This is a genomic window from Streptomyces sp. NPDC047974 (assembly GCF_040653375.1).
GTDB lineage: Bacteria > Actinomycetota > Actinomycetes > Streptomycetales > Streptomycetaceae > Streptomyces.
Genome location: NZ_JBEZNU010000009.1, coordinates 94402 through 119427 on the forward strand (window position 1 = coordinate 94402; position 25026 = coordinate 119427).

At 75.4% G+C, this 25026-nt stretch carries 24 protein-coding genes; 12 read left to right on the plus strand and 12 right to left on the minus strand.

Annotated elements, in window-relative coordinates:
• Positions 1–122 precede the first annotated feature (122 nt).
• Entirely contained in the window at positions 123–404 is a 282-nt protein-coding gene (locus AB0E19_RS15315) for a hypothetical protein (protein WP_362178997.1), read from the minus strand.
• 200 nt (positions 405–604) lie between these two features.
• On the opposite strand from AB0E19_RS15315, the gene AB0E19_RS15320 reads away from it, so the two are divergent.
• Complete coding sequence (locus tag AB0E19_RS15320; RefSeq protein WP_362179000.1) at positions 605–1270, plus strand: GPP34 family phosphoprotein; 666 nt, start codon at positions 605–607, stop codon at positions 1268–1270.
• Between the two features lie 11 nt (positions 1271–1281).
• On the opposite strand, the gene AB0E19_RS15325 is transcribed toward AB0E19_RS15320, so the two are convergent.
• Entirely contained in the window at positions 1282–1878 is a 597-nt protein-coding gene (locus AB0E19_RS15325; RefSeq protein ID WP_362179003.1) for an HD domain-containing protein, read from the minus strand.
• Positions 1879–2124: 246 nt separating this feature from the next.
• Between AB0E19_RS15325 and AB0E19_RS15330 the strand changes: the two genes are divergently transcribed.
• Complete coding sequence (locus tag AB0E19_RS15330) at positions 2125–3729, plus strand: phosphodiester glycosidase family protein (protein WP_362179006.1); 1605 nt, start codon at positions 2125–2127, stop codon at positions 3727–3729.
• A gap of 130 nt (positions 3730–3859) precedes the next feature.
• Complete coding sequence (locus tag AB0E19_RS15335) at positions 3860–5941, plus strand: SpoIIE family protein phosphatase (protein ID WP_362179009.1); 2082 nt, start codon at positions 3860–3862, stop codon at positions 5939–5941.
• 19 nt (positions 5942–5960) lie between these two features.
• Here the strand turns inward: AB0E19_RS15335 and AB0E19_RS15340 are convergent, their stop codons facing one another.
• Positions 5961–6797 (minus strand): hypothetical protein, encoded by an 837-nt coding sequence (locus AB0E19_RS15340; RefSeq protein ID WP_362179012.1) that lies wholly within the window; start codon positions 6795–6797, stop codon positions 5961–5963.
• A gap of 106 nt (positions 6798–6903) precedes the next feature.
• A complete protein-coding gene (locus AB0E19_RS15345; protein WP_362179014.1) occupies positions 6904–7560 on the minus strand; it encodes a hypothetical protein in 657 nt (218 codons plus the stop codon).
• Positions 7561–7624: 64 nt separating this feature from the next.
• Here AB0E19_RS15345 and AB0E19_RS15350 point away from each other — a divergent pair, with 64 nt between their 5' ends.
• Positions 7625–7999 (plus strand): YrdB family protein, encoded by a 375-nt coding sequence (locus tag AB0E19_RS15350; protein ID WP_362179017.1) that lies wholly within the window; start codon positions 7625–7627, stop codon positions 7997–7999.
• A gap of 28 nt (positions 8000–8027) precedes the next feature.
• Here AB0E19_RS15350 and secD read toward each other — a convergent pair whose 3' ends face one another.
• Together secD and AB0E19_RS15360 are read right to left on the minus strand one after the other, a co-directional pair.
• Complete coding sequence (gene secD / locus AB0E19_RS15355; protein ID WP_362179019.1) at positions 8028–10334, minus strand: protein translocase subunit SecD; 2307 nt, start codon at positions 10332–10334, stop codon at positions 8028–8030.
• Between the two features lie 131 nt (positions 10335–10465).
• A complete protein-coding gene (locus AB0E19_RS15360) occupies positions 10466–10843 on the minus strand; it encodes a hypothetical protein (RefSeq protein ID WP_362179022.1) in 378 nt (125 codons plus the stop codon).
• 189 nt (positions 10844–11032) lie between these two features.
• On the opposite strand from AB0E19_RS15360, the gene AB0E19_RS15365 reads away from it, so the two are divergent.
• Positions 11033–11725 (plus strand): lysophospholipid acyltransferase family protein, encoded by a 693-nt coding sequence (locus tag AB0E19_RS15365; protein ID WP_362179026.1) that lies wholly within the window; start codon positions 11033–11035, stop codon positions 11723–11725.
• A gap of 78 nt (positions 11726–11803) precedes the next feature.
• Here the strand turns inward: AB0E19_RS15365 and AB0E19_RS15370 are convergent, their stop codons facing one another.
• Positions 11804–12886 carry an enoyl-CoA hydratase/isomerase family protein gene (locus AB0E19_RS15370; protein ID WP_362179029.1) on the minus strand — a complete coding sequence of 361 codons (1083 nt, stop codon included), beginning with the start codon at positions 12884–12886 and terminating at the stop codon, positions 11804–11806.
• A gap of 128 nt (positions 12887–13014) precedes the next feature.
• Between AB0E19_RS15370 and AB0E19_RS15375 the strand changes: the two genes are divergently transcribed.
• Both AB0E19_RS15375 and AB0E19_RS15380 read left to right on the plus strand, forming a co-directional pair.
• Positions 13015–13194 carry a CsbD family protein gene (locus tag AB0E19_RS15375; RefSeq protein WP_362179032.1) on the plus strand — a complete coding sequence of 60 codons (180 nt, stop codon included), beginning with the start codon at positions 13015–13017 and terminating at the stop codon, positions 13192–13194.
• A 152-nt stretch (positions 13195–13346) separates the two neighbouring features.
• Positions 13347–14003: a GAP family protein gene (locus AB0E19_RS15380; RefSeq protein WP_362179035.1), complete on the plus strand. Its 657-nt coding sequence runs from the start codon at positions 13347–13349 to the stop codon at positions 14001–14003.
• A gap of 15 nt (positions 14004–14018) precedes the next feature.
• Here AB0E19_RS15380 and AB0E19_RS15385 read toward each other — a convergent pair whose 3' ends face one another.
• The 4 genes from AB0E19_RS15385 to AB0E19_RS15400 form a co-directional block, all read right to left on the minus strand.
• Positions 14019–14438, minus strand: a complete 420-nt coding sequence (locus tag AB0E19_RS15385; RefSeq protein ID WP_362179038.1) for a hypothetical protein — start codon at positions 14436–14438, stop codon at positions 14019–14021.
• A 105-nt stretch (positions 14439–14543) separates the two neighbouring features.
• A complete protein-coding gene (locus tag AB0E19_RS15390; RefSeq protein WP_362179042.1) occupies positions 14544–15950 on the minus strand; it encodes a cation:proton antiporter in 1407 nt (468 codons plus the stop codon).
• A gap of 257 nt (positions 15951–16207) precedes the next feature.
• Positions 16208–16891 (minus strand): GNAT family protein, encoded by a 684-nt coding sequence (locus AB0E19_RS15395; protein ID WP_360599294.1) that lies wholly within the window; start codon positions 16889–16891, stop codon positions 16208–16210.
• A 288-nt stretch (positions 16892–17179) separates the two neighbouring features.
• Positions 17180–17881, minus strand: coding sequence for a ribonuclease H (locus AB0E19_RS15400; protein WP_362179046.1), 702 nt, complete (start codon positions 17879–17881; stop codon positions 17180–17182).
• Between the two features lie 178 nt (positions 17882–18059).
• Here AB0E19_RS15400 and AB0E19_RS15405 point away from each other — a divergent pair, with 178 nt between their 5' ends.
• The 3 genes from AB0E19_RS15405 (at position 18060) to AB0E19_RS15415 (ending at position 20605) form a co-directional block, all read left to right on the plus strand.
• A complete protein-coding gene (locus AB0E19_RS15405; RefSeq protein ID WP_362179049.1) occupies positions 18060–18662 on the plus strand; it encodes a hypothetical protein in 603 nt (200 codons plus the stop codon).
• A gap of 202 nt (positions 18663–18864) precedes the next feature.
• A complete protein-coding gene (locus AB0E19_RS15410) occupies positions 18865–19242 on the plus strand; it encodes a hypothetical protein (protein ID WP_362179052.1) in 378 nt (125 codons plus the stop codon).
• Between the two features lie 178 nt (positions 19243–19420).
• Positions 19421–20605 carry a hypothetical protein gene (locus AB0E19_RS15415; RefSeq protein ID WP_362179054.1) on the plus strand — a complete coding sequence of 395 codons (1185 nt, stop codon included), beginning with the start codon at positions 19421–19423 and terminating at the stop codon, positions 20603–20605.
• 87 nt (positions 20606–20692) lie between these two features.
• Here the strand turns inward: AB0E19_RS15415 and AB0E19_RS15420 are convergent, their stop codons facing one another.
• Entirely contained in the window at positions 20693–22978 is a 2286-nt protein-coding gene (locus AB0E19_RS15420; protein ID WP_362179057.1) for an MMPL family transporter, read from the minus strand.
• Positions 22979–23153: 175 nt separating this feature from the next.
• Between AB0E19_RS15420 and AB0E19_RS15425 the strand changes: the two genes are divergently transcribed.
• Together AB0E19_RS15425 and AB0E19_RS15430 are read left to right on the plus strand one after the other, a co-directional pair.
• Positions 23154–24326 (plus strand): histidine kinase, encoded by a 1173-nt coding sequence (locus tag AB0E19_RS15425; protein ID WP_362179060.1) that lies wholly within the window; start codon positions 23154–23156, stop codon positions 24324–24326.
• Positions 24301–24963: a response regulator transcription factor gene (locus tag AB0E19_RS15430; RefSeq protein WP_362179063.1), complete on the plus strand. Its 663-nt coding sequence runs from the start codon at positions 24301–24303 to the stop codon at positions 24961–24963. The genes AB0E19_RS15425 and AB0E19_RS15430 overlap by 26 nt, the downstream gene beginning before the upstream one ends.
• The last annotated feature ends 63 nt before the right edge of the window (positions 24964–25026 follow it).

Consider the following 25026-nt stretch of genomic DNA (forward strand, 5'->3'; position numbering starts at 1 on the left):
GCAAGGCCCCCCATGCGCTATATCTTGAACATGGCGGGAGGAGCTCCCGCCTTTCGCATGTCCGGGCCCCACCGGTCCGCGTGCCGGGCGCCGTGCGCGCGGGTGCCGGGTGCCCGGAGGCGTCAGCGGGTGTCGCCGGTCCAGTCGAAGCGCGCCGGGTCGCCGGTCCGGGGACCGTACACCGCCTTGCCCTCCGCGCCGTAGCGGCTCAGCTCCGTCTCCAGGACGGCGCCGGCGCGTATCTGCTCGCCGGTCCAGTCGGTCACGTCGAGCAGCAGCCCGTCGAGCGGGCCGCCGACCAGTTCCGCGTAGGCCCGCCCGGGGCGCGGTCCGGGGCGCGGGTCGTCGTGGTCCTGGCCGTAGACCCGGCCTCGCAGCAGCTCCTCGTCACGGTCCCCGCCCATGCCGTCTTCCTTCCCCCCGCCGCCGGGCCTCTCGCTCCGCCTGTCCATGGCCCCAGGGTGACAGCCGCCACTGACAACGGCCCGCCGGACGGCCCCGTACGGACGTTCGGTGGGGTTCCGGGGAACCGGACGGGGCGTCAGACCGTCCTCCGGGGCAGCACCACCGGATCCTGTTCCGGCCCCCACCTGGAAGGACGTCGATGTCGATCACGCTCGCCGAGGAGATCACGCTGCTGTCCCTGGACGACGCGTCCGGGGAGGCGAAGGAGCGGCAGTCCGCGGCCTGGGCGGTCGCGGGCGGGATCCTGCTGGAGCTGGCGCTCGCGGGGCGGGTGTCGGTGGCCGGCGGGAGGCTGACCGTGACGGACGGGAGCCCCACCGGGGAGGCACTGCTCGACGGGCGCCTCGCGACGCTCGCGGCCTGGGCGGAGCGCCGGGGAAAGGCGCCGAAGCTGACCGAGTGGCTGACGAAGGACCAGGCGAAGGCGCCCGCCGCGACGGTCGCGCGGCTGTGCGAGCGCGGGCTCGTCGTGGAGGAGAGGCGCCGGGTCCTGGGCCTGTTCCCGGTCCGGCGGTATCCGGAGGCGGACGGCTCGGTCGAGCGGGAGCTGCGCGAGCGGCTGCGGGCCGCGGTCCTGGACGGCGCCGCGCCGGACGAGCGGACGGCCGGGCTGATCGCCCTGCTGCACGGGGCGAAGCTGGACCGGATCGCCTTCCCCGGCGAGCCCCGCGAGGGGGTCGCCGCGCGGATGGGAGAGCTCGCGGAGGGCCGGTGGGCGGGCGAGGGCGTGCGGGAGGCGATCCGGGACATGCGGGCGGCGATGGCCGCGGTGACGGTGGTCACGATCGTCACGGCCGCCGTCTGAGCGGGGCCGACTCAGGTCACGGCATGTCCGTGCGCGGCGGCCAGGGCGTCGAGTTCGGGGTCCCCGTACAGTCGGCGCAGGGCCTGGAAGACGGTGACCTTCTCCGGACCGAAGCGGGCGATCCTCGTCTCGAAGGTGTCGGGGGAGACGAAGCGGGGCGGGGTGCTCTTGCTGTGGAACTTGTCAGCGTACATGACCATCCGCTCCTCGGGCGTGACGGGCACGTAGTCGGCGGGCGGGATGGGCAGGCCCTGCGCGAGGACGTCCTCCTGGGTGAGGCCGACGCCGGTGTGGCAGGAGCAGAAGCGGCAGAGGGCCTCGGGGAGGCCCTCCTCGGCGAGCAGCCGGTGGCCGAGGACGCCGTGGGTCACGTAGGAGGCGCCGTCGATGCGCCCGGCGGAGTCGTAGAGACGGTAGACGCCGATGTCGTGCAGCAGGCAGCCGGCGCGGACGAGGTCCGCGTCGACGCCCCGGCCGTGCCGGGCGAGGAGCTGTTCGGCGATGGCGGCGACGATCTCGCAGTGGGTGAAGACGAGGGCGAAGGCGGCGTCGCTGGGGGCGTGTTTCCGGTGCAGCGCCCGGATTTCGTCATATGAGGGGATCTCCACACCGGAAGGATAGCCGGGCGGGCCTCCGCCCCCGCCGGGGTTCGGCGCGGGCGTGACGGCCGCGCACCGGGCCCGTCGGGGCCGGTGCCGCCGGGGGCTGTCCGTCGCGCGTCGCGAGCCGGACCCAGGAGAGGGGAACCGAACCTTCCACCGCTCTGCCACGGGAGTCGAACTGCGCGTCACCGTCCGGTAACTGACGGCTTGTTCCCTCGGTATCCAGGCAGTTCCCACTCGGGAAGGACTCCCATGCAGCGCAGGCCCCTCCTCCTCCTGGTCGCCGCCGCGGTCCTGTCGACCGGGTCGTCGGTGCCCCTCGCGCAGGCCCGCCCCGGCGGCCCCGCGGCCGCCACACCCGGCGCCGCCGGACCCGCCGCCGCCCCGCGCCACGCCGTCCACTCGGCCACCCGCGTCACCAGCACCCCGGCACCGGGCGTGACGCTCACCTCCCTCACCTACGGCAAGCGGGACGCGGACGACTACTGGACCGTCCAGGTGAACCTCCCCCACCGGCCCGACGGCCCGCTGACCGGCGCACCGCTCGCGCTCGGACCCCACGACACCGCGCAGCGGGTCGCGAAGGCCCTGGGAGCGGCCGGCTTCAGGGCGCGCGTCGAGCGGATCACCACGCCGGCGTACGCGGACCGCCGCGCGGGGGTGCTCGGCTGGACGGTACGGACCGGGCGGCACCCGGACGAGGCCGGGGCGACCGCGCTCGTCGCACGGCTCAAGGACGCCGGCTTCACCGCCCGTACCCGCTACACCGCCCAGGACGGCACCGACGAGGACGCCCCCCAGCGGGTGCACGTCCTGCGGATCGACCTCGACGCCTTCGGCGGCCGCCTCTCGGCCGGCCACGGCCCCGGGCTCAAGGGCACCGAGAAGCTGACGGACCTGATCGGCGCCTCGGGCGCCGTCGCCGGGATCAACGGCCAATGGTTCTACAACAGCGCGCCCGGCGGGATGTACGTGAAGGACGGCCGCGTCCTCGGCTCCGCCACCCAGGGACGGGCCGGCGTCCGGCTGGACGGCGGCGGGCGCTCCTTCGCCGTCGACACCTTCACGACCCGGGTGACGGTGACCGCCGGCGGCGAGACGGCGGAGGTCGACGGGATCAACCGGATCCCCGGAGACGTCTGGAACTGCGGCGGGGTCGGCGGCGACCAGCCGACCGAGCGCCCCCAGCACGATCTCAAGTGCACCGACGCCAGCGAACTCGTCCGCTTCACCCCCGAGTGGGGCGCTCCCCCGGCCGGCGCCGGCGCGGAGGCCGTCCTCGACGCCCGCGGCCGGGTGACGGCCGTGCACGGCACGCGCGGCGCCGCCGTCCCGGCCGGCGGCTCGACGCTCCAGGCCACCGGCGACAGCGCCGTCTGGCTGCTGCGCACCGCGCGGGTCGGCGCGACCCTCTCCTTCGACGAGCGGATACGGGACGGCCAGGGCCGTCCGGTCGCGCTCGGGCCCGACACGACGATCCTCCAGGTGGGCCCGTCCCTGGTCCGCGCGGGCCGGGTGGCGGTCAACGCGGTGGGCGACGGCATCGTCCGCGACGGCGCCGACCAGTCCTTCACGTACGACTGGACGGTACGCGCCAACCCGCGGTCCATGATCGGCAAGGACTCCGAGGGGCGGCTGCTCCTCGTCGTCGCCGACGGGCGCGACCCCGGCGTCAGCGAGGGCCTGAGCATCGACGCCGCCGCCCGCCTGATGCGCGCCCTGGGCGCCCGCGAGGCCCTCAACCTCGACGGCGGCGGTTCCAGCGTCCTCGCGACGCCCGCCGGGATCGTCAACCGGCCGTCGGACAGCACCGGCCAGCGCTCCCTCGGCAACGCGCTGCTCCTGCTCCCCCGGTGACACCCGCCTCGCGGTGACGTCCTCCTCGCGGTGGCTCCCGCCGCGCGTCGGCGGGAGTCGCGACAGGCGGAGGGCGCCCGGAGCGGCGAGACTGGGCCTGGACCGGGTGTCGACGGCAGGCAGGTGCAGCATGTTCCAGGACGTCCCGCCCCCTCCCGGCCCGGAGGGGGCGGCCTCGCTGGGCGGTGTGGCGGTGTCCGTGCTCGACCACGCCGTCCTCGACGCCGTGTTCCGGCAGTCCTCGGTCGGCGTGCACGTGCTCGACCGGGAGCTGCGGCTGGTCCGGGTGACCGGCGCGGCGTTCGCGATGCGGGGCGTCCCGGAGGAGGACGTGCTCGGGCGGCCGGCGGCGGAGGTGTACCGGCGGTTCGGCGTCGAGGTCAAGGAGCACGTGCTCCGCGACGTCCTGGACGGCGGGACGCCGGCCCGCGACGTGCTGGTACGGGGCCGTCCGCCGCAGGACCCTGACCGGGAGCACGTCTACTCGGTGGCCCTCTACCCGCTGTACGCCCCGGGGCCGGACGGCGCGCGGCGGCCCGCGATCGGACTCGTCGCGACCGTCACGGACGTCACCCCGCGGATCCTGGCCGAGCAGCGGCTCGCCCTGCTCTACGAGGCCCGTGAGCGGATCGGGCGGACCCTCGACGTGGAGCGGACCGCCCGCGAGCTCGTCGAGGTGACCGCGCCCGGCTTCGCCGGCTCGGTCGTGGTCGCGCTGACGGACGCGGTGCTGCGCGGGAGGCCGCCGGAGCTGCGGCGCGCCGGCGAGACGCCGCTGCTGCGGTGCGCGGCCGTGGGCGGCTCCGGGCACGCGGACGGCGGTGTGCCGCTGCCGGAGCCGGGGGCCGTGCTGCTGCCCGGGCTGTTCGGCGAGCGGCTGCCGGACGGTCCCGAACTGTGGCGGTGGGACGGTGAGGTGCGGCTCGTGGCGCCGCTCGCCGTGCGCGGGCAGCTGCTCGGGGCGGTCGCCTTCCGGCGTCCGCCGGGGGCCGACCCGTACACCGAGGACGATCTCGCTCTCGTCGAGGGCGTCGCCGCGCACACGGCGACCTGTCTGGAGAACGCGCTCCGCTTCACCCGCGAGCACACGGTCATGACGGCCCTGCAGTCCTGGCCGCTGCGGCCCGACGGCGAGACCCGGCACGCCGTGGAGCTCGCCCAGCGGCACCGGCCCGGCGGCACGGGCGCGGGCTCCTGGTTCGACGTCATCGCACTGCCGGGGGCGCGGGTGGCGCTGGTGGTCGGTCAGGTGGAGCGGCCGGGGCTGAGTTCGGTGGCGACGATGGGCCGGCTGCGCACCGCCGTGTACAGCCTGGCGACACTCGACCTCTCCCCGCACGAGCTGCTGGCCCGGCTGCACACGGTGACGCGACGGCTCGCCCGGGAGCAGGGGCCCGCGGCGGGTCACGGGCACGGCGCCGACGAGCCGGCCGCGAGCTGCACGATCGCCGTGCACGATCCGGTGACCGGGCGGCTCGACCTCGCCCGGGCCGGGACGTCGCTGTGCGTCGCCGTCCGGCCGGACGGCTCCCTCGACGCGGACCTGGTGGACGACGGGCCGCTCCTCGGCGACGACGGCCCGCCGTTCGCCTGCGCCTCCCACTTCCTGCCGGAGGGCACCACCCTGTGCCTCGCCTCCTCCGCCCGCGCGGACGGCGGCCCGTCGCAGGCGCGGGTGGCGCAGGCGCTGGCCGCGCCCGACCGGGGCACCCACCCGATGGCGGACGACCTGGCGGCGCTGCTGGCGCCCGAGCGGGTCCTGCTGGTCGCCCGCACACTGCGGCTGCCGGCCGCGGACGTCGCCGAGTGGGAGGTGCCGGGCGAGCTGTCGGCGGTGGCGCCCACCCGGCACGCGGCCGAGGAGCGGGTGCGGGAGTGGGGCCTCGGGGTGGACCCGCTCACCGTCGAACTGATCGTCAGCGAGCTGGTCACCAACGCGGTGCGGCACGGCGCTCCGCCGTACGCCCTCCGGCTGCTGCGGGGCGAGTCCACCCTCACCGTGGAGGTGCGCGACGGCGCGGCCACCGCCCCGCACCTGCGGCACGCGAACGCCGGCGACGAGGGCGGCCGGGGCCTGCACATCTGCTCGATGCTGGCGGACGCGTGGGGCGTGCGGTACGAGGAGGACGGCAAGACGGTGTGGGCGGAGATCGCGCTGGACGGGGACGGGGACGGGGCCGGGATCGGGATCGGCGACCGGGCCTCCGCCTGACCTCACCCCTCCGCCCGGATCAGCCGATCCCGTACGCCTTCGGGGGCAGCGGTACGACGGCGCGCGGGGCGACGGCGAGCCCGAAGCCGTGGTTGGCGGCGATCGCACGGATGTGGTCGGCGGAGAGGGAGCCCTGCCGTTCCAGGACGAGCGCGGGCAGGCCGGAGCGGGTGTGCCCGGCGGTGCGGTGGAAGGCCAGGATGCTGACGGAGGTCGGCCGGTGGAAGGGATGGCGGCGGCGGGCGGCCTCCTCGTCGGCGTGGGCCAGGATCCGGACGCCCTCCTCGGCGCCGAACTCGTCGACGAGGCCGTCGGCCCGCCAGTGCGCCGGCTCGTGGTCGCGGCCGGTGAGGTGGCGGGAGCGGTTCACGGAGGTCACGGCGAGGAAGTCGCCGCCGGTCCGGGCGAGCGCGGCGCCGAGGAAGGCGTGCGAGGGGCAGCGGGTGCCGGGCACGATGACCTGGACGGTGGGCCCGTCGCCGGCCGTTGCGACGAGCGCCTCCGGCACCCGGCCGGCCGCCGGGCCGCGCAGCCCGATCGGCCCGAGCCCGACCAGCTCGTCCATCAGCGACCTGACCTGCTGCCAGGGCACCCCGTCCGGAAGCCGCGTCCAGTCGAACGCGGCCGGCACGCGCTCCGGCACGGTCGTCACGCTCGCGGTCTGCCCGGGCGGGCGCCCCTTCATCCGGTTGACCCGCGCCACGACCTCCCGTTCCGGACGGAAGCTCAGCGCGTAGAAGTTCCCGAACCCGTGCGCCACGGCCTCCCCGCCCGCGACCGCACCCGCCGCCTCCCGCACGTCCTCCGGGTCGTCGAGCACCAGGGTCCGCACCGCCGCGGCCTGTTGAACGCCCACGGAAACCACCTCCGCGTCTTCGTCATGTGATCGTTTTACGCGTGCAACGACCCAACACCCCCACGGTCACCCAAACCGCCCCATCGGCCCACCCGCCCGGCTCCGGTCACGCCACGTGCACGGCCACACCGCACAGCCCGTACCCCTTGGCCACGGCCCTCCGCCACACCCTCAACGGCCCGTCGAGCACGGACTCCTCCGTGTCGTCACCGACGCCGTACCAGAGCCAGTCCTGACGCTCGGCCGCGGCCCTTTCGTCCACCGAGAACGCGAACGCCCGCTCGACCGCGGGCAGCGCGGCGGCCGCCTCGGCGGCGCCGAGCAGGAAGTTCCCGCACCACCCGGGCAACAGGGCGGCCCGCGCGGGGCCGAGGGCGTGGAACAGGGCGGCGACCGCGTACTCCTTGGAGTGGACGGAGACGAACACGTCCTCGTGGTCCAGGTCGTCGTTCCAGACGTCGTCGTAGACGTGGAATCCGGGGTCGCGCAACCCCGCGCAGACCTCGTCCACCTCCGGTCCGGGGGCGGTCAGTTCGTGGAAGTCCCTGATCGCGGCCGGGTCCGCGACCGGTGCGCCCGGGGTCGACGGGGCCGTGTGCCAGGTGCGGACGTCGGGCAGGGGCGCGCTCTGCCACCGCTCCCACCGGTCCCTGGCGCCGGGTCGTTCGCGGTCGGACCGGAGGGCGGGGAGCAGGTGTGGGGCGAGGGCGGTGATGGTGGGGTCGGGGTGGGCGGTGATGCTCCAGGCGCTGGTGAATCCCATGGGGCGACGGTAGACGGTGGTGGCGACTACGATCCCCGAGTTCGGACCGGGCTGTCGGGGAGGGGTGGAGTCCTTGAAGGGACTGTTCGTGGTCGGTGATCTGGTGGCGTTCCTGGTGGAGTTGGTGGCGCTCGGGGTGCTCGGGTGGTGGGGGTGGAGCGTGGCGGATCCGGTGTGGTTGCGGATCGTGCTGGCCGTGGCGGTGCCTGGGGTGACGGCGGTGGTGTGGGGGTTGTTCGCCGCGCCGAAGGCTCGGGTCCGGTTGCCGGTGGCGGGGGTGGTGGGGGTGAAGGCCGTCGTGTTCGGGGCGACGACCGCTGCCCTGGTGGGCGTGGGGCACAGCGGCGCGGCCGTGGTGTTCGGGGTGGTCGCGGCGGTCGACACGGTGGTGGTGACGGTGGGCAGGGCCGGGGGCGGCGCGCACTGGGGCGTCGAGTAGGACCTCGGCGCGCGCCGCCCCCGGCGGCTCAGACGACCGCGCCCGTGGGGTCGGCCGTGCGGGGGTTCGCCTGGCGGACGGGGGGTTGGGGGGCGCGGGACTCCAGGGTGACCGTCAGGGGGAGGGCCGTGAAGATGGTCGAGGCCATGCCCAGGACGACGCCGGCCAGGAGGGCCACGGAGAAGTCCGTGAGGGTGTCGCCGCCGAGGACGGCGAGGGCCGCGAGGACGAAGAGGGCGCCCATGCCGGTGTTGACCGTGCGCGGGAGGGTCTGGGCGACCGCGCGGTCGGCGAGGTCCGCGAGCGGGAGCCTGGTGCCGGTGCGGCGGAGTTCCCTGAGCCGGTCGAGGACGACGACCGAGTCGTTGACCGAGTAGCCGACGACGGTCAGCAGCGCCGCCAGGAAGACGCTGTCGACCGGCTTGCCCAGCCAGGCGAAGAGGCCGACGACGAGCAGCACGTCCTGGGCCATCGCGGCGACGGCCGCCGCCGCGTACGTCCAGCGGAAGCGGACGGAGAGGTAGGCGAGCTGCGCGGCCACCGCGAGGCCGAGCGCGAGGAGCGCGTGGGTGCGGAGTTCGCCGCCGAGGCTCGGGCCGACGAGGTCGTCGCGTTCGACGGTGACGGGGCCCGCGGTCCGTGTGAGCGCCTCGGTGATGCGGCGCTGCGCGGAGTCGTCGGTCTCCCCCACGCGTACCGTCACGTCCCGGCCGCCGTCGCCGGTGGCCTGGACGACGGCGTCGGGGAAGCCCGCCGCCGCGACCGCCGCACGCGCCGCGTCCGCGTCCACCGGGCGGGTCGCCGCGTACTGGACGTCCCGGCCTCCGGTGAACTCGACGCCCCACTGCACCCCGCGCACGCCGATCCCCGCGAGGGCGACGAGGAGAAGCACCGTGCTGACGGTGAACCAGCGACGGCGGTGGACCATCAGCCGCGGGGCCCGCCGCGCCAGTCGGGTCCGCAGCCGGCCGAGGCCCGCCATGCCGGTGAGCGCGGGCCTGCGGCGTACCGCGGGCAGGGCGAGGACCGCGTCGGCGAGCAGCCGGGTGATCACCATGGCCGTGACCATGGAGGCGAGGACGCCGAGGGCGAGGGTCACACCGAAGCCCTTCACCGGGCCGGTGGCGAAGGCGAAGAGCAGGCCGGCGGCGAGGAGCGTGGTGATGTTGGAGTCGGCGACGGCGCTCCACGCCTTGGCGAAGGCCGTGGCGAGCGGACGGCGCGGGTCGCGGACGGCGGTGGTGCGGCCGAGGGCCGCGTACTCCTCCCTGGCCCGTTCGAAGACGAGCACGTTGGCGTCGACCGCGATGCCGACGGCGAGGACGAATCCGGCGAGGCCGGGGAGCGTGAGGGTGGCGCCGAGGGCGACGACCGCCGCGTACGAGAGGAGTCCGTAGAGCAGCAGGGCGAGCGTGGCGAGGACGCCGAGGAGTCGGTAGACGGCGATGACGAAGACGCCCGTGCAGGCGAGGCCGATGACGGCGGCGAGCGCGCTGGCGCGGATGGCCTCGGCGCCGAGCGTCGGTCCGACGGTGCTCTGTTCGACGGTGGTGACGGGCAGCGGCAGGGCGCCGCCCTCGACGAGCGCGGCGAGGTCGCGGGCCTCCTCGGCGGAGAAGCCGCCGGTGATCTGGGTGGAGCCGCCGGCGATGCCGGCGCCGCAGGTGACGCCGGTCTGGACGGCGGGCGCGGAGACGATCCGGTCGTCGAGGACGATCGCCACCCGCCGGGCCGGGTCGCCGGCCGGTGCGCAGGCGGCCTCGCCGGTGAGCCGGGCCCAGTCGGCGGCGGCGCCGTCGCGGAAGGCGAGGTCGACGGTCCAGCCGCGGCCGCCGGCCGTGTCGAGGACGGCGTCGGCGCTCTTCACGCCGTCTCCGGTGAGGGCGGGCGCGGCGAGGGCGAGGAGGCCTCCGCCGTCGGGGTCGGGGAGGACGCGGGTGCCGTCGGCGGCGGGGCGGCCCTCGGGCATCGCGGCCGTGGCGGTGCCGGTGACGGCGTGGACGGTGAGCTGGGCGGTGCGGCCGATGACCTCGGCGGCCTCGCGCGGGTCGCGCAGGCCGGGGAGTTCGACGACGATCCGGTTCTCGCCGGAGCGGGCGAGCGACGGCTCGGCGACGCCGAGGCCGTCGACCCGCTTGCGGAGCACTTCGAGGGCGCGGTCGGTGGCCGCCGCGTCGGCGCGGAGCGCGGGGGTGTCCTGGGTCTCCAGGACGATCCGGGTGCCGCCGCGGAGGTCGAGTCCGAGGCGGGGCTGGGTGGTGAGGGCGGTCCAGAGGGCGAGTGCGACGACGGCGAGCGCGAGGAGCGCGCGCCGGAGCACGGCGGACGAGGGCATGGGTCCTCCACGGGCGGTGCACGGCCGGACGCGTGGGAACGGCGGGTCCGTGCGGGCATGACGGGGGGTACGCGCGCGTGGCCGGGGCGCGGGCATGCCGAGGGCCCGGACGGCGGCGCGGTGGAACGGCGTCAGCTGTGCCAGGTGGAGGGCGGACCTCGGGGGTCGCGGGGGTCGTACGGAAGGCCGGGCGGCGCGCGCTCCCGGCGCGGATCGCCCGCGACCCGCCCGGGTACGGAATCCGCGTCGACGGTCCGGACGACCGGCGGCGCGACGGGCGGGGCCGGGAAGCGTACGGACTGGTCGACGACGGCGGGCAGTTCGGCCGTCACCGCGCCCGACAGGGCAGGGTCGGGCGCGGACGACGCCGGGGCGGCAGCCGTCGGGACCTCGCCGCCGGAGCCTGCGCCGGCGCTCGCGGGGGCCACCAGGAACGCGCAGAGCGCGCAGAGCAGCGCCGGGAGGAGCCGGGCCAGGAACGGGAGCGACGACGGCATCGTGCTGCGCACCGCCCGCCTCCCCGTTCCCTCGTGACGTCGTGACGTCGTGACTTCGTGACTTCGTGTCGGATCAGCCTAGACGGGCGGGCTGCGGAATGAGTAGGGGGGTGAGTACGGGCGCCCATGTCGGTGGAGGGGGCTCCGGCGGACGATGGGCGGGCCGTCGTCGTCCGGTTCCCGAAGGTGGAGGGTCCGCCCGTGCTCAGTCGTCTCGCCGCGCATCTCGTCCCGTTCTTCGGGCGGTTGACCGTGACCGCGGACCCCGGTGCCCGGATCGAACCGGGCACCATCATCGTCGCCAACCACACTTCGCTCGCCGATCCGGCGCTGGTCCTCGCCGCGCTGCGGCAGCGGCTCGGCGCCGAGCCGGTGCTGCTCGCCGCCGCCGGCCTGTGGCGGGTGCCGGGGCTCGGGCGGGCGCTGTCGCGGGACGGGTACGTGCCGGTGCACCGCAACACCGCGCACGCGTCGGCGGCGCTGGACCGGGCGGCGGTGGCACTCGCCTCGGGGCGGCCGGTGATGCTCTACGCGGAGGGGCGGATCCCGCCGCGCAGGGAGGCGTCGGAGGCGCCGCCGGAGGAGTTCCGCACCGGCCTCGCGCGGCTCGCGGGGGCGACGGGCGCGTCGGTGGTGCCGGTCGGACAGGCGGGGGCGCGCCGGATCACCTCGGGCGGGACGGTGAAGCAGATCGCGGGCGTGCTGACGGCCCCGCTGCGGCGGCCGTGCCTGCACGTGCACATCGGGGCGCCGCTGCGGCTGCCGGAGGACGTGCCGGCGGCGACGGCGCTGGCGCACGGGGCCGTCACGGAGGCGTGGCGCACGGCGGCGCTGGCACTGGGCGAACCGGCGGCCGGGGCGGAGCCGGTCCGCCGGCCGGCGGGGTCCGTCTGACCCCGCGCGCCGGGGACGGCGCCCGGGCGGCCGCGACCCCTGGGGCGGCGCCGCTCGGGCCGTGCCCCGCGGGAGGGGTCAGGCAGGCCCGAGGCCGAGGTCGCCGCCGGGCGGGGGCGTGAGGTAGCGGGCGACGGCGGCGTCGGTGACGCCCGCGAGCGCCGGCGGGTCCCAGCGCGGGTTCCGGTCCTTGTCGACGACCTGGGCGCGGATGCCCTCGACGAGGTCGTGGCTGGTGAGGGCGGCGCAGGAGGCGCGGTACTCCAGGTCGAGGACGGCTTCGAGGCTGTCGAGTCCGCGGGCGGCGCGGAGCACGGTGAGGGTGGCCTTGAGGGCGGTCGGGGACTTGGCGAGGAGCGTGTCGGCGGTCTCCTTGGCGTCGGGGACGCCGGAGTCGAGGAGGCGGTCGACGATCTCCTCGACGGTGGCGGCGGAGTAGCAGGCGTCGATCCACTCGCGCTGCTCGGCGAGGACGCCGGGGGCGGCGGGGGTGGTGTGCCGGGCCACGGCCTCGTCGGCGGGGAGGCGGGTGAGGTCGGCGGCGAGGGCGTCGAGCGCGGCGGCGGGGACGTGGTGGTCGGCGAGGCCGGTGAGGAGGGCGTCGGCGGCGCCGATCTGCGTGCCGGTGAGGGCGAGATGGGTGCCGAGCTCGCCGGGGGCGCGGCCGAGGAGCCAGGTGCCGCCGACGTCGGGGACGAAGCCGATGCCGGTCTCGGGCATGGCGATCCGGGAGCGTTCGGTGACGACGCGGACGGAGCCGTGGGCGGAGACGCCGACGCCGCCGCCCATCACGATGCCGTCCATGAAGGCGACGTACGGCTTCGGGTAGCGGGCGATGCGGGCGTTGAGGCGGTACTCGTCGCGCCAGAAGGCGGCGGAGGCGGTGCCTCCGGCGCGGGCGTCGTCGTGGATGGCGCGGATGTCGCCGCCGGCGCACAGGCCCCGCTCCCCCGCGCCGCGCAGGACGACGGTGGTGACGGCCGGGTCGTCCGCCCAGTCGGTGAGGGCGGCGTCGAGGGCGCGGACCATGGGGTGGGTGAGGGCGTTGATGGCCCGGGGCCGGTCGAGGGTGAGGAACCCGGCCCGGCCGTCGGTGCGGCGCAGGACGTCGGGGCCCGGGGCTGCGGAGGCGGCGGGGTTCTCGGCGGGCACGGCGATCACTCGGTCCTTCCCTGGCACGGCTCTGTGTCGCCGCCCACGCTACCCGGCCGGTCCCGGGCCGACGGGCGGGGGGAGCCGGGGCGGCCTAGCGTGGATCGGGGGGCTCGTACCGAGGAGGGATCGCGGTCATGGGCAGCGCCGTCGACAAGGCCCGGGGCAGGGTCAAGGAGCTCGCCGGGAGGCTCACCGGCGACGAGCGGCTGGAGGCCGAGGGCAGGACGGACCAGGCGAAGGCGAAGGCCCGCGAGGCGGTGAGGAAACTCCGTGCGCGCGCCCGTGGCGTCATGGACTCGATCCGGCGTTCCTGACGGCCGCGCATCCGCCGAGGCGTCCGTGCGCGGGGGTGGAAACGGTTTCGAGTCCGGCTCGGGCTCGGGCAAGGGTTCGGGCACGCGCACGGGTTCGTCCACGGGTTCGGACACGGTTTCAGGTTCGGTTTCTGGGTTCGGGTGGTGCCGTCATGGTGCTTGACCTGCTGCTGATCGGGCTGGCGGTGACCCTCTTCCCGCTGCCCGTCATGGCCTTCGTCCTGGTGCTGGCCTCGCCGCGCGGGGTACGCAAGGGGCTGGTGTTCATCCTGGCCTGGGTGGCGTGCCTGGTGCTGGTGATCACGCTGGTGCTGGTCCTGACGGGAGGCACGCCGCCGGCGCCCCGCTCGCCGCCGTCCGTCGCGGCGCTCTGGGCCTCGCTCCTCTTCGGTGTCGGCCTGGTCGGCTACGGCGTGCACCGGTGGCGGCGGGTGAGGCGCGGCGCGGCCGCTCCGAAGGCCTCGGAAGAAGCCCCGGCGACCGCGCACGAGGGCGCCTCGCTCTGGTCCGCCGCGGCCCTCGCCGTCCTCCTCCAGCCGTGGGGGATGGTCGGCGCCGCGGCCGCCACCGTCGTCCAGGCCGATCTCTCCGAGGCCGGGTCCTTCGTGGCCCTGGCCGGCTTCTGCCTGGTGGCCACGTCCAGCCTGCTGGCCATGGAGCTGTCCATGGTCTTCGCCCCGGAGAGGTCCACGAACCTCCTGATGGGGCTGCACGGCTGGCTGCGGCGCCACAAGGAGCCCGCGGTGATCGGCGTGTGTCTGGCGCTGGGACTGTGGCTGGTCAGCCGCAGCCTCTACCAGCTGGCGTAGTGACGTCGTCGGTCCTCACGACGCGTCGTCGGGCTTCACGACGCACAGCGCCCAGATGACGAAGCCGGACATGGCGATCATCAGGATCGACCAGGCCGGGTAGTAGGGCAGGGACAGGAAGTTGGCGATGACGACGAGGGCGGCGATGGCCACGCCGGCCACCCGTGCCCACATCGACACCTTGTAGAGGCCGAAGCTCACGAGGATCGCGACGGCGCCGAGGACGAGATGGATCCAGCCCCATCCCGTCAGGTCGAACTGGAAGACGTAGTTCGGTGTCGTCAGGAAGACGTCGTCCTCCGCGATGGCCATGATGCCCCGGAAGACACCGACGACGCCGGTGATCCCCAGCATGACGGCGGCGAAGACGGTCAGTCCCCCGGCCCACAGCTGACTGGTGTGGTGCGACCGGTGGGGGGTGTGCGTGGTGGCCATGGTGGACCTCGCTCTCGCTCCGCCGGGTACGGATCCCGCCGGTACCCGCGCTGCTTCCATGGTGGTCCCGGGAGCGGCGCGGCGCGCGGTGGCCCCGCGGAGTCCTCAGCCGGAGTCCCGGACGCCCGGGCCCTCGTGGTGGCGTCCCAGCCGGCGGCGGCTCGGGCCCGGCGGGACCTCTGCGGACTCCTTGAGGCCGGGAGCGGGGGCGGTGGCGGACGCCCGGCGGTACCAGGCGCCGTACGCGCCGGCGAGGACGAAGGCGCTGGCGCCGTGGAGGAGGACGCTGAGGGCGACCGTGACGGCCACGACCCGGCCCAGCAGTTCGGTGCCCGCGACGTGCTCTTCCGCGACCAGGAGTCCGAGGACGACCGAGGCGAGGCCACGGGGGCCGAACCAGCCGATGTAGAGGACGGTCGGCGCCCGCAGGCCGCTGCCGAGCAGGGAGAGGGCGACCGGGACCATCCTGACGACGGTCAGGCTGAGCAGGGCGTAGCCGACGACCGGCCAGGTCAGGTGCTGGAGGGCGGGGCCGAGCAGGACGGCGCCGAACAGGAGCAGGGCGATGGAGGCGAGGAGCCCGCCGAGGTCCTCGGCGAGGTCCGCGGTCGTGTCCCGGCCTCCGTCCGTCTCCCGTTCCGCGTCCGGGTCCGTCTTCGGCCCCGTCTTCGGGTCCCCGTCGCGGCCCGGCGCGGTGGTGGTCGCCGGGCTCCCGGGGACGTTCCGCAGGGCGTGGCCGAACGCGAAGCCGGCGACCCAGGCGGCGATGAAGCCGCTGCCGTCGACGACGACGGCCAGTTCGTACGCCCCCGCCGCGACGGCGAGGACGTAGACATGGCGCCACTCGCGGGTGATCAGGCCGCGCGCCCGCGCGGCCTGGAGCAGCCGTCCGGCGCCACCGCCGACGAGCAGGCCCAGGACGGTGCTGAGGAGGAGCGAGCGCCAGAAGGTGCCGGCCACGCCCTCGGCCGCGTACGAGGTGCCGGGGACGGCGGCGAGGAAGACCACGAAGAAGGGCAGGACCATGCCGTCGTTGAGGCCGCTCTCGACGTTGAGGCCCTGGCGGACCAGGGGCGGGACGCGGCGGTCGGAGATCGCGGACTTGCCGAGCGCGGCGTCGGTGGGTGCCAGGATCACGCCGACGAGGGCGAGCTCCCAGACGGTGAGTCCGGGCAGCAGGGGCCAGGCGAGGAGCCAGCCGGCGGCGATGCTGAGCAGGAGGCCGATCCCCAGCAGCCGGCGGGGCAGGAATCCGCCGCGGGTGAGGTCGCGGCGGCGGACGGTCATGGCGTCCGTGAACAGGACCAGGGTGAGGGCCGCTTCGAGCAGGGCCGTGATGGGGCCGGCCTCGTCGGTGTCGATCACGGCCAGGACGGCGGGGCCGAGGAGGACGCCGCAGCCGGTGAAGACGACGGCCGAGGACAACGGGGTCGTCGCCAGCCGGCGTGACCCGAGGGCATAGGCGGCGGTCACTCCGGCCACGGCGAGGACCGTCCACGCACCGCCGCTCATGGGCACCGCCTCCCTCACCCGTCCCGCTGGGGCTTCGGCTTCGGCTTCGGCTTCGGCTTCGGCTTCGGCGGCGGGAAGGCTTACGGAAGGAGAGGAAGAAGGGGCGGGAAGGACTCACCCGCTTCTCGCGGATCCTGATTGCACGGTGCGCGGCCTCGGGGACCGCTACTCCGTGTCCTCACGCGGAGTCCTTCCCGTCGTCTCCATGGAACCACCGCGGGGCGCCGCCCGCAGGTCAGGCGGCGCCACCCGGTGGCTCAGGCCGGCAGGAGGTCCTGGAGGACCCTGCCCCGGCGGGGGGAGCTGAGACGCAGCTCGATGATGTCCCGGACGGTGGGCCACTCCTCGTCGAGGATCGAGTAGAAGGCCGTGTCCCGGACGGCGCCGTCGAGGCCGCGCGAGTGCGCCCGGCGGATGCCCTCGCAGGTGGCGCCGAGGCGTTCGATGGCGACGCGGGAGCGCGTGTTGCGGGCGTCGGCACGCAGCGTGATCCGGCGGACGCCCCAGGTGTCGAAGGCGTGGCGGAGCATGAGCAGCTTCGCCTCCGTGTTGATGCCGGTGCCCCGGGCGTCGCCGGAGATCCAGGTGTTCCCGATCTCGGCGGCGTCGGGGACCGCGGTGAGCGGATCCCCGTGGGGATGGCCGGGGGTCGGGGGCCAGACGAGCGGACCCCGCCAGTAGTCGAGTTCGAGGAAGCGGGTGGAGCCGATCACCCGGTCGTCGGCGGTACTGACCAGGGCGAAGGGCAGGGAGCGCCCGGCGGCCTGTTCGGCCAGGGCGCGGGCGATGTAGTCGAGCGCGGATTCCAGGCCGTTCGGCACGGGAGTGAAGGCATAGGCCGATCGGTCCGCCTCGCCGGCCCGCGCAAGGGCTTCGGCGTGCCGCATCGCCAGCGGCTCCAGGCGCACGGAGCGCCCGGTCAGGAGAACAGGTACTGGCACGGAACCTCGGGTCTTTCACGGGCAGGGGTCACTTCCGTCACGACGCTGTGCGCCGGAAGTGAAGGGGGGAATCTCGCCGGGTGCCGATGTCACGTCGAAAGACGTCGGATGAGCAGGCAAAACGGTTCGTCACCAGGTGCGAGGAGGAACAGTATGCAGCCACAACAGCTCTGAGAACAGAACCTGCGGAGAACCCGAATCCACGCGCGGGTGAAGCCTGCCGGAGAGGCCCCCGGGGCGGTCTCAGGGGGCGGACAGGCGCGCCCGCCCCTCGGACGGCCTCAGTGCTCAGACGCAGGTGGGGTGGCCCCAGCCCTCACTGTTCTTGGCGATGTTCTCCCCCTTGTCATAGGCACGCCCACAGCGGCAGCGGCCCGGAAACTTGGCCTTCAGGGTGCCGCCGGACGGGCGACTCCGGCGGGCTCCGGAACCGGCGGATCCGCCCGGCGCGGAGGCGCGCGCCCGGGGCGTGCGGGGCGCGGAGGCCCGCGCGGAGGCGGGCTCGGGGTCGGGCAGGGTGGAGCCGCCGTCCGAGCCGAGGGGTTCCTGGGTCCTGGCACTGTGGCTGGCGGCCCGGTCGGCGGCGTCGTTGAGGGGGTCGCCGCCGGTCTGGTGCGCGGGGGTGTAGACGAAGTCGACGTCCCGGCCGGTGAGCAGGGCGTCGATCCGGACGACGAGGTCCTTGTTGGCGACCGGGGTGCCGGCGGCCGTCTTCCAGCCCTTGCGGCGCCAGCCGGGGAGCCAGGTGGTGACGGCCTTCATGGCGTACTGCGAGTCCATCCGGATCTCGGCGGGGGCCGCGGGATCCAGGGTCTCCAGGAGCCGTTCCAGGGCAGTGAGTTCGGCCACGTTGTTGGTGGCGCGGCCGAGCGGTCCGGCCTCCCAGCGCTCCACCGTGCCGTCCTCGCGGCCGATGACCCAGGCCCAGGCGGCGGGGCCGGGATTCCCCTTGGACGCGCCGTCACACGCGGCGATGATCTTCTCAGGCATCCTTCGATCCTGACACGGGCGGGGGTGTGCTCGGGGCCGTCGGCGGGCTTCGTACGGGGTCCCCCGGGCGGGGGGCGGCGGGCTCCCCGCGCCACGGGCTGTCGGCGCTTCCCCGTAGACTCGCCGTCTGCCCGCCGGTGCGCGGCACCGACCCAGCTGACAGGAAGCGACGGACTCCATGAACCACGCGGACGGCACCGCACCGATCTACGCCCAGCTCATACGGGAGCGGGGGGACGTTCCCGGTGACGTGCGCCAGACCGCGGAGGAGGTGCTCCGGGACCTGAGCCGCTACATCAAGCTTCCCGCGCCCACGCCGCAGCAGCCGCCGATGGGGGCCGGGGCGCCGACGGGCCTCCAGGGGATGCCGGGGATGCAGGGTCAGCCGGGCATGCAGGGGCAGCCCGGGATGCCGGGTCAGCCGGGCATGCACGGCCAGCCGCCGATGGGCGGGCCGGGGATGCAGGGGCAGCCGCCGATGGGTCGGCCCGGGCTGCCGGGTCCGTCGCCGATGGGTCAGCCGGGCATGCAGGGTCAGCCGGGCATGCACGGTCAGCCGGGGATGCACGGTCAGCCGGGCATGCACGGTCAGCCGGGCATGTCGGCTCCGGCCCTGCCCGCCGTTCCCGGTCAGCCGATGCCCGGCCAGCCCGGCATGGCGGGCCCCGCGGGTCTGCCCGGCCCGGCCGGCCTCCAGGGCCCCACCGGGGTCCCGGGCCAGGGCGGCCCGGCCGGTCACGCCGGCGTCGTCGCGATGCGCTCGCTGCCGCAGGGCGGCTGAGCCGCGTCCCCGAGCGGGCGGCGCCGATGACGGGCGGCTGCCGCGAGGCGGTGCGCGCACGGGTCGGGCGCCACCGCCGCACCGCCGCGTCCGCCTGTCCGGCGGCGGCCGTCGTCATCGGCCCGCGGCGCTGCCAGGGGTACGGCCCCGCCGTCCCCGACGGCCGGCGCCTCACCGGGAGCACGGGAACCGGAGGCCGCTCGTGACCGAGAGCCCGTACGCGTTCTTCGACGTCTACGTCGACGTGGCCGCTCCGGAGACGATCGCCGACCGTCTGCGCACGGCCCCGGGCGGCATCGAGGTCCCCGTCACGGGGCGGCACGACCTGATCGCCGGTCCCCTCTGGATCACGGCCGCCCACAACGACTACCGGACGTGGGCGCGCGCCGACCCCGCCGACTTCCTCCAGTGGCCGACCGTCCGCGAGGGCGAGACCTCGCCCGGCGCCACACCCGCCGAGGTGGTGGAGGCGGTGGCCGCGCTGCTGCGGACCCTGTGGGGCATGGGATACCGGGCCCTGGCCTCGTGCGACTTCGAGGACGAGCTGCCCGACGCCGGCGGCATCGCCCGGTACCGCTGACGTCCCCGCCCGCGCCTCGGGTCATCCGATCGGTGGACCCCCGGGTCCACCGGAGGGGTCCGGGGCCGTGGACGGCCGGGCGAGGGGGTCCCGGACCGGGGGCCGGAGGATCGGGGGTACGGGAGGGGCCGGGTTCGCGCGGTGTCCTCCTCCTGTCGCATACCCCGAGGAGCCCGAGATGACGAAGTTCCCCCGCACGTCCCGAACCGCTCGCGTCCTGCTGCCCGCGGCCGTCGCCGGGGTCCTGCTGTCGGGATGCGCCCAGGCCGGCGAAGCACCCGCCGCCGCACCGGGCCGGTCCGCGAGCACCGCTCCCGGACCGGCCGTCACCGTCGCTCCCCCGCCCGCCGCCGGAACCGCGGAGCAGGGCGCGCGGACGGGCGCGAAGCCCACGGCCGGGACGCTGCTCGTCAGCGACTTCGGTGCGGACACCGTGACCTTCGTCGATCCCGCGCGCGGCGCCACCGGCTCCGTGGAGGTGGGCACCGCACCGTACGGGCTCGCCCTCGGGAAGGACGGGCGGGCCTGGGTCGCGACGGCCGAGGGCGTCGCCGTCGTCGACACGGCCGACCGCCGGCGCCTGGCCCTCGTCCCGTACCGGACGGACACCGGCCCGGTGACGACCGGCGAATACCGGGGCGGCGGGATGGGCATCGCCCTGTCACCGGACGGGAAGCGGGTGTACGTGGGGGTGAACGTGCCCGGCGGGAACGGCACCCTGGAGGTGATCGACACCGCGTCCCTGAAGGTCGTGGACGTGGTCGACGTCGGGCGCCGGCCGTTCGACGTGGACGTGAGCCGGGACGGGTCCTCCGTGTACGCGACGAACCACGACTCCTTCGATGTGACCGTCGTCGACGCGGCCTCCCTCGACACCCGGCGCGTCGAGGTCGCCCCGTACGGCACGGAGGGCGGGCTCGGCTCCTGGCTGAAGCCGCACTACACCGCCGTACGCCCCTCGGACGGGAAGCTGCTGCTGCCCTTCGAGGGCGAGCGGCTCGCCGTCGTGGACCCGGCCACCGGCCGGGTCGAGATCGAGGACATGACGGCGAACACCCACCAGCACGGGGCTGCCGTGACGGCGGACGGGACGCTGTACGCCGTCGGCACCGGGCCGATCGACCCGAGCGAGGACCGCGGACCCTCGCTGACCGTCCGGTCGCCCGAGGGCGGGGAGCGGGTCTACCCGCTCGACGGGCCGCACGAGGACGTCGCCGTGTCGAAGGACGGCCGGACCGCGTACGTGACCGGCGGCTTCACCCGGGACGGGTACTGGGACGGGATCAGCGTCGTCGACCTCGGCTCCGGCGAGGTGAAGCGCCTCGCGGCGGGCTCGCGCCCGCTGGGGGTGGTCGTCTCCTAGTCCCCGGGGGACTCCCCGGGATCCGAGGACGGCTTCGGGTTCGGCCCGTACCCCCGGCGGCCGCGGCAGCAGGGGGCAGGGGTCGAGTCAGTCGGCGAGCCGTGGACGCGGGGCCTCGCCCGTGGATGCCGCCTCGGGGTTGTCGTTGGTGTCGGTGCCGTCGGTGCCGACCGGGCCGTGGGGAAGCAACCGGTCCAGCCACGTCGGCAGCCACCAGTTGGTCCGGCCGAGGAGCGTCATGGTCGCCGGTACCAGCACCATGCGGACGACCGTGGCGTCGATGAAGATCGCGGTGGCCAGGCCGAACCCGAACATCTTGGCGGAGGGGTCGTCGGCGACGGCGAAGGACAGGAAGACGGCCACCATGATGAGGGCGGCCGAGGTGATGATCCGGGCGGTGCGCGAGACGCCCTCGACGATCGCCGTGCCGTTGTCACCGGTGCGCAGGTACTCCTCGCGTACGCGGGAGAGGAGGAACACCTCGTAGTCCATCGACAGGCCGAACAGGATGGCGAAGAGGAACATCGGGATGAACGACACGATCGGAACCGTCGCCTCCAGGCCGATGAGCGCGCCTCCCCAGCCCCACTGGAAGACCGCGACCATGATGCCGTAGGCCGCGCCGATGCTCAGCAGGTTCAGCAGTACCGCCTTGAGCGGTACGAGTACCGACCGGAAGACCAGCATCAGCAGCAGGAACGACAGCGCCAGCACGGCGGCGACGAACGCCGGCAGGCGTTCGCTGGTGCGCCGGCCCACGTCGGACAGGCTCGCGGCGGCGCCGCCGACGTGTGCCCTGGCCGGGCCCTGCCCGATCGCCGTGGGCAGCACGTCGGTGCGCAGCCGGGCGAGGGTGTCGGCCGTGGCCTTGTCCTGAGGGCTGGTGGTCGGGAACACCACGAGGGTCGCGATGCCGGTGGCCCGGTCGACGCGCGTCGGCGCGACGGACGCGATGCCCGGATCCGCCGCGACCGCCCCGGCGATCCGGTCCAGCACGCCCGGATCACCGGTGGGGTCCGCGGCGATGACGAGGGGACCGTTGATCCCCGGGCCGAACCCCTCGGCGACGAGGTCGTAGGCCCGGCGCTCGGTACGGCTCTGCGGCAGTGAGCCGTCGTCGGGCAGGCCGACGCGCAGGCCGAGCACGGGCAGCGTCGCCGTCAGCAGCAGCGCCGCCGCGCCGACCGCGTACGGCACCGGGTGCCGGCTGACGTGCCCGATCCAGCGACGCCACCCCGCGGCGCGGGCGGCACCTGCCGCCGGGTCCCGCCGCCGTGCGAGCCGGCCCGGCTTCCGGGTCCGCAGCGCCCGGCCGATCCGGCCGGTCCGGCCCAGGCGCGGGCCCGCCGCGCCGAGGAAGGCCGGCAGCAGCGTCACCGACGCGAGCACCATCGTCAGGACGACGACCGAGACGGCGACCCCGCCCACCGTCATGAACGGCACGTTCGCGACCGCCAGTCCGAGGATCGACACGACGACGGTGACGCCGGCGAAGACCACCGGCCGCCCCGCCGTGGCGACCGCCCGTCCGGCCGCCGCCTGCGGACCGAGCCCGCACGCGAGGTACTCCCGGTGCCGGGCGAGCACGAACAGCGCGTAGTCGATGCCCACTCCGAGCCCGACCATGCTGCCCAGGATCGGTGCGAAGGCGGGGACCTCCGTCACCCCCGCCAGTACCGTCATCGCGGCGACCCCGACGGTCAGCCCGAAGACCGCCATGCCGATCGGCAGCGCGGCGGCGACGAGCGAACCGAACGCCAGGAACAGGATGGCGGCCGCGGCGAGGAGGCCGATCAGCTCGCTCGTGCCGCCGTCGGGGTCGGAGAAGGCGTAGAAGAGGCTCCCGCCCATCTCGACGCGCAGCGGCAGCTCGGCGCGCAGCCGGTCGCCGAGGCCGACGAGGGCGTCGAGGTCCTCGGCCGACAGCCGGCTCTGGTCGGGGTACTGCACCCGGACGACCGCGATCCGCCCGTCGGCCGAGACGAGGCCGCCGCGCACGGCGGTGTCCCCGCCCGCGTCGAGCGCGCCCGCCGGGTCGCTCGTGCCGAGCACGTGCGGCAGCCGTCCCACCTCGGCCCGCAGCCGCGTGAGAGCGGTGCGCGCGCCGTCGTCGTCGACGAACGTCGCACCGTCGTCGAGGGGGGTGACGACCACTTGGGCGGTCATCCCCTCCTGGCCGGTGCCTGCCCGCTCGATCAGTTCCGCGGCCCGCTGGGAGTCCAGCCCCGGCGCGGTCATCGTGTCCGCGGTGCGCCCGCCGAAGGCGACGGCGGCGAGGACGGCGAGCGTGGTGGCGATCAGCCATGCCGCGATCACCCGCCAGGGATGGCGGGCGGCGCCTGTGCCCAGGCGCAACAGGGCTTTCGAGAGCATCGGGTCCTCCAACCACCTCGTCGGCCGTCCTTGTACGGCCGCCGTTGCCGAGGTTCGCCGCCACGTCGCTCCGCGGCATCGGCCCGCGGGCCGCGGATCGGTCGGCCCCGGGGCGGAGTGACGACCCGTCCTTTCGGCCGATGCGCGGCGCTCCGCGGTCCTTAGGCTGAGAAGCGTGCTCCGAGACGACCTGCGAACCCTGTGGACCGAACCCCGGCCGCCCGGCGCGCCCGCCCGGGTGCGGCGGGACTGGGCCCTGCTCGCCGCGGGCCTCGCCGGTGTGGTGCTGGAGGCCACCCTGCGCGAGGACGTCGTGTGGCGGCCGGTGGCGGTGGTGTTCGCCGTATGGCTGTGCCTGCTGCCCCTGTGGCGCCGGACCCGCCCGCTGGCGATGGTGACGCTGGCGTTCGGCTCGGTGGCCCTGCTTGCGGTGGCCTCGCTCGTCGGCGCACCGCGCGAGCCCGTCGGCCTGTACACCGGCGGGGTCGTGCTCGTGCTGGTGTACGCGCTGCCCCGGTGGGGATCGGGACGCGAGACCGTGCTGGGCGGGGCGGTGATCGTCGCGGCCGGCGTGCTGTGTGTCGCCATGGACGGGACCCCGGTCGTCGAGAAGCTCGTGGGCATCGCCTTCCTGCTGCTGCCCGGAGTGGTCGGGGCGGCCGTGCGGTTCCGGGTGACCGCTCGCGAGCGGCAGTTGGAGCAGGTGCGCTCCCGCGAGCGCGAGCAGCTCGCCCGGGAACTGCACGACACGGTGGCCCATCACGTGTCGGCCATGGTGATCATCGCGCAGGCGGGCCGGGTGCTCGCGGGCACCGACCCGTCCGCCGCCGTCGAGGCGCTGGAGGGGGTCGAGGAGGAGGGGGCGCGCACCCTGGAGGAGATGCGCGCCATGGTCGCCGCGCTGCGCGACCGCGAGGTCGGCGCCGAGCTCGCTCCCCCCGCGGGAGTCGCGGATCTGGAGCGCCTGGTGCGCACCCCGGGTGGTCGCCTCAGGGTCGACCTGGGGCTCGACGGCGAACTGGACGCGCTGCCCCCGGCCGTGGACGCGGCGGTCTACCGGATCGTGCAGGAGTCGGTGACCAACGCGCTGCGCCACGCGGTCGACGCGACCGAGCTCGTCGTCCGGGTCGCCGCGGAACGGCACACGGTGCGGGTGAGCGTGCGCGACGACGGCCGGCGCACCGGCCGGGGTCGCGAGGGATACGGACTTACCGGACTGCGCGAGCGCGCGACCCTGCTCGGGGGCACACTACGAGCCGGCCCCGGTACCGACCGGGGCTGGTGTGTCGACGCCGAACTGCCGAGAGCGAGGAACGAGAGCGGTGTCCATTCGCGTCCTCGTCGCTGACGACCAGACGATCATCCGCACCGGGTTGCGGATCATGCTGAACGCCCAGCCCGGCATCGAGGTGGTCGGCGAGGCCGCCGACGGGCGCGAAGCGGTACGTCTGGCCCGCGAACTGCGTCCGGACGTCTGCCTGTTCGACATCCGCATGCCCGTACTCGACGGTCTTGAGGCCACCCGGCTGATCGCCGGCCCGGGCGTCGCCGACCCGCTGGCCGTGGTCGTCATCACCACGTTCGACCTCGACGAGTACGTCTACGGCTCGCTGCGTGCCGGCGCCCGCGGATTCCTCCTCAAGGACACGGGACCCGACCTTCTGGCGCAGGCCGTGCGGTCGGCGTCCGACGGGGAGGCGCTCATCGCGCCGAGCGTCACCGTCCGCCTGCTCCAGACGTTCGCGGACCTGCCCGCCGGCCGGCCGGTGGCCCAGCCGGTCTCCCCCGTCACCGCCCGCGAGGAGCAGGTGCTCCTCGCCGTCGCCCGCGGGCTGACCAACACCGAGATCGCCGATGCGCTGCACATCAGCCTCAGCACGGTGAAGACGCATCTGGCCAGCCTGATGGCCAAACTCGGCGCCCGCAACCGGGTCGAGATCGCGATGTGGGCCTACGAGACGCGCCGGATCCTGCCCGGAGCCTGACGGACCGGAAGGCCGGAGCCGGGGGGCCGGAGCCGGGGGGCCGTGACATCCGGTACGGCCACC

What these genes read in the sequence shown, in the direction of transcription:
- AB0E19_RS15320 (WP_362179000.1), top strand. Translation starts at nt 605, where the DNA reads ATGTCGATCACGCTCGCCGAGGAGATCACGCTGCTGTCCCTGGACGAC.
- AB0E19_RS15375 (WP_362179032.1), top strand. Translation starts at nt 13,015, where the DNA reads ATGGGCAGCGCCGTCGACAAGGCCCGGGGCAGGGTCAAGGAGCTCGCC.
- AB0E19_RS15405 (WP_362179049.1), top strand. Translation starts at nt 18,060, where the DNA reads ATGAACCACGCGGACGGCACCGCACCGATCTACGCCCAGCTCATACGG.
- AB0E19_RS15345 (WP_362179014.1), bottom strand. Translation starts at nt 7,560, where the DNA reads ATGGGATTCACCAGCGCCTGGAGCATCACCGCCCACCCCGACCCCACC.
- AB0E19_RS15335 (WP_362179009.1), top strand. Translation starts at nt 3,860, where the DNA reads ATGTTCCAGGACGTCCCGCCCCCTCCCGGCCCGGAGGGGGCGGCCTCG.
- AB0E19_RS15330 (WP_362179006.1), top strand. Translation starts at nt 2,125, where the DNA reads ATGCAGCGCAGGCCCCTCCTCCTCCTGGTCGCCGCCGCGGTCCTGTCG.
- AB0E19_RS15420 (WP_362179057.1), bottom strand. Translation starts at nt 22,978, where the DNA reads ATGCTCTCGAAAGCCCTGTTGCGCCTGGGCACAGGCGCCGCCCGCCAT.
- AB0E19_RS15400 (WP_362179046.1), bottom strand. Translation starts at nt 17,881, where the DNA reads ATGCCTGAGAAGATCATCGCCGCGTGTGACGGCGCGTCCAAGGGGAAT.
- AB0E19_RS15315 (WP_362178997.1), bottom strand. Translation starts at nt 404, where the DNA reads ATGGGCGGGGACCGTGACGAGGAGCTGCTGCGAGGCCGGGTCTACGGC.
- AB0E19_RS15380 (WP_362179035.1), top strand. Translation starts at nt 13,347, where the DNA reads ATGGTGCTTGACCTGCTGCTGATCGGGCTGGCGGTGACCCTCTTCCCG.
- AB0E19_RS15390 (WP_362179042.1), bottom strand. Translation starts at nt 15,950, where the DNA reads ATGAGCGGCGGTGCGTGGACGGTCCTCGCCGTGGCCGGAGTGACCGCC.
- secD (WP_362179019.1), bottom strand. Translation starts at nt 10,334, where the DNA reads ATGCCCTCGTCCGCCGTGCTCCGGCGCGCGCTCCTCGCGCTCGCCGTC.
- AB0E19_RS15415 (WP_362179054.1), top strand. Translation starts at nt 19,421, where the DNA reads ATGACGAAGTTCCCCCGCACGTCCCGAACCGCTCGCGTCCTGCTGCCC.
- AB0E19_RS15385 (WP_362179038.1), bottom strand. Translation starts at nt 14,438, where the DNA reads ATGGCCACCACGCACACCCCCCACCGGTCGCACCACACCAGTCAGCTG.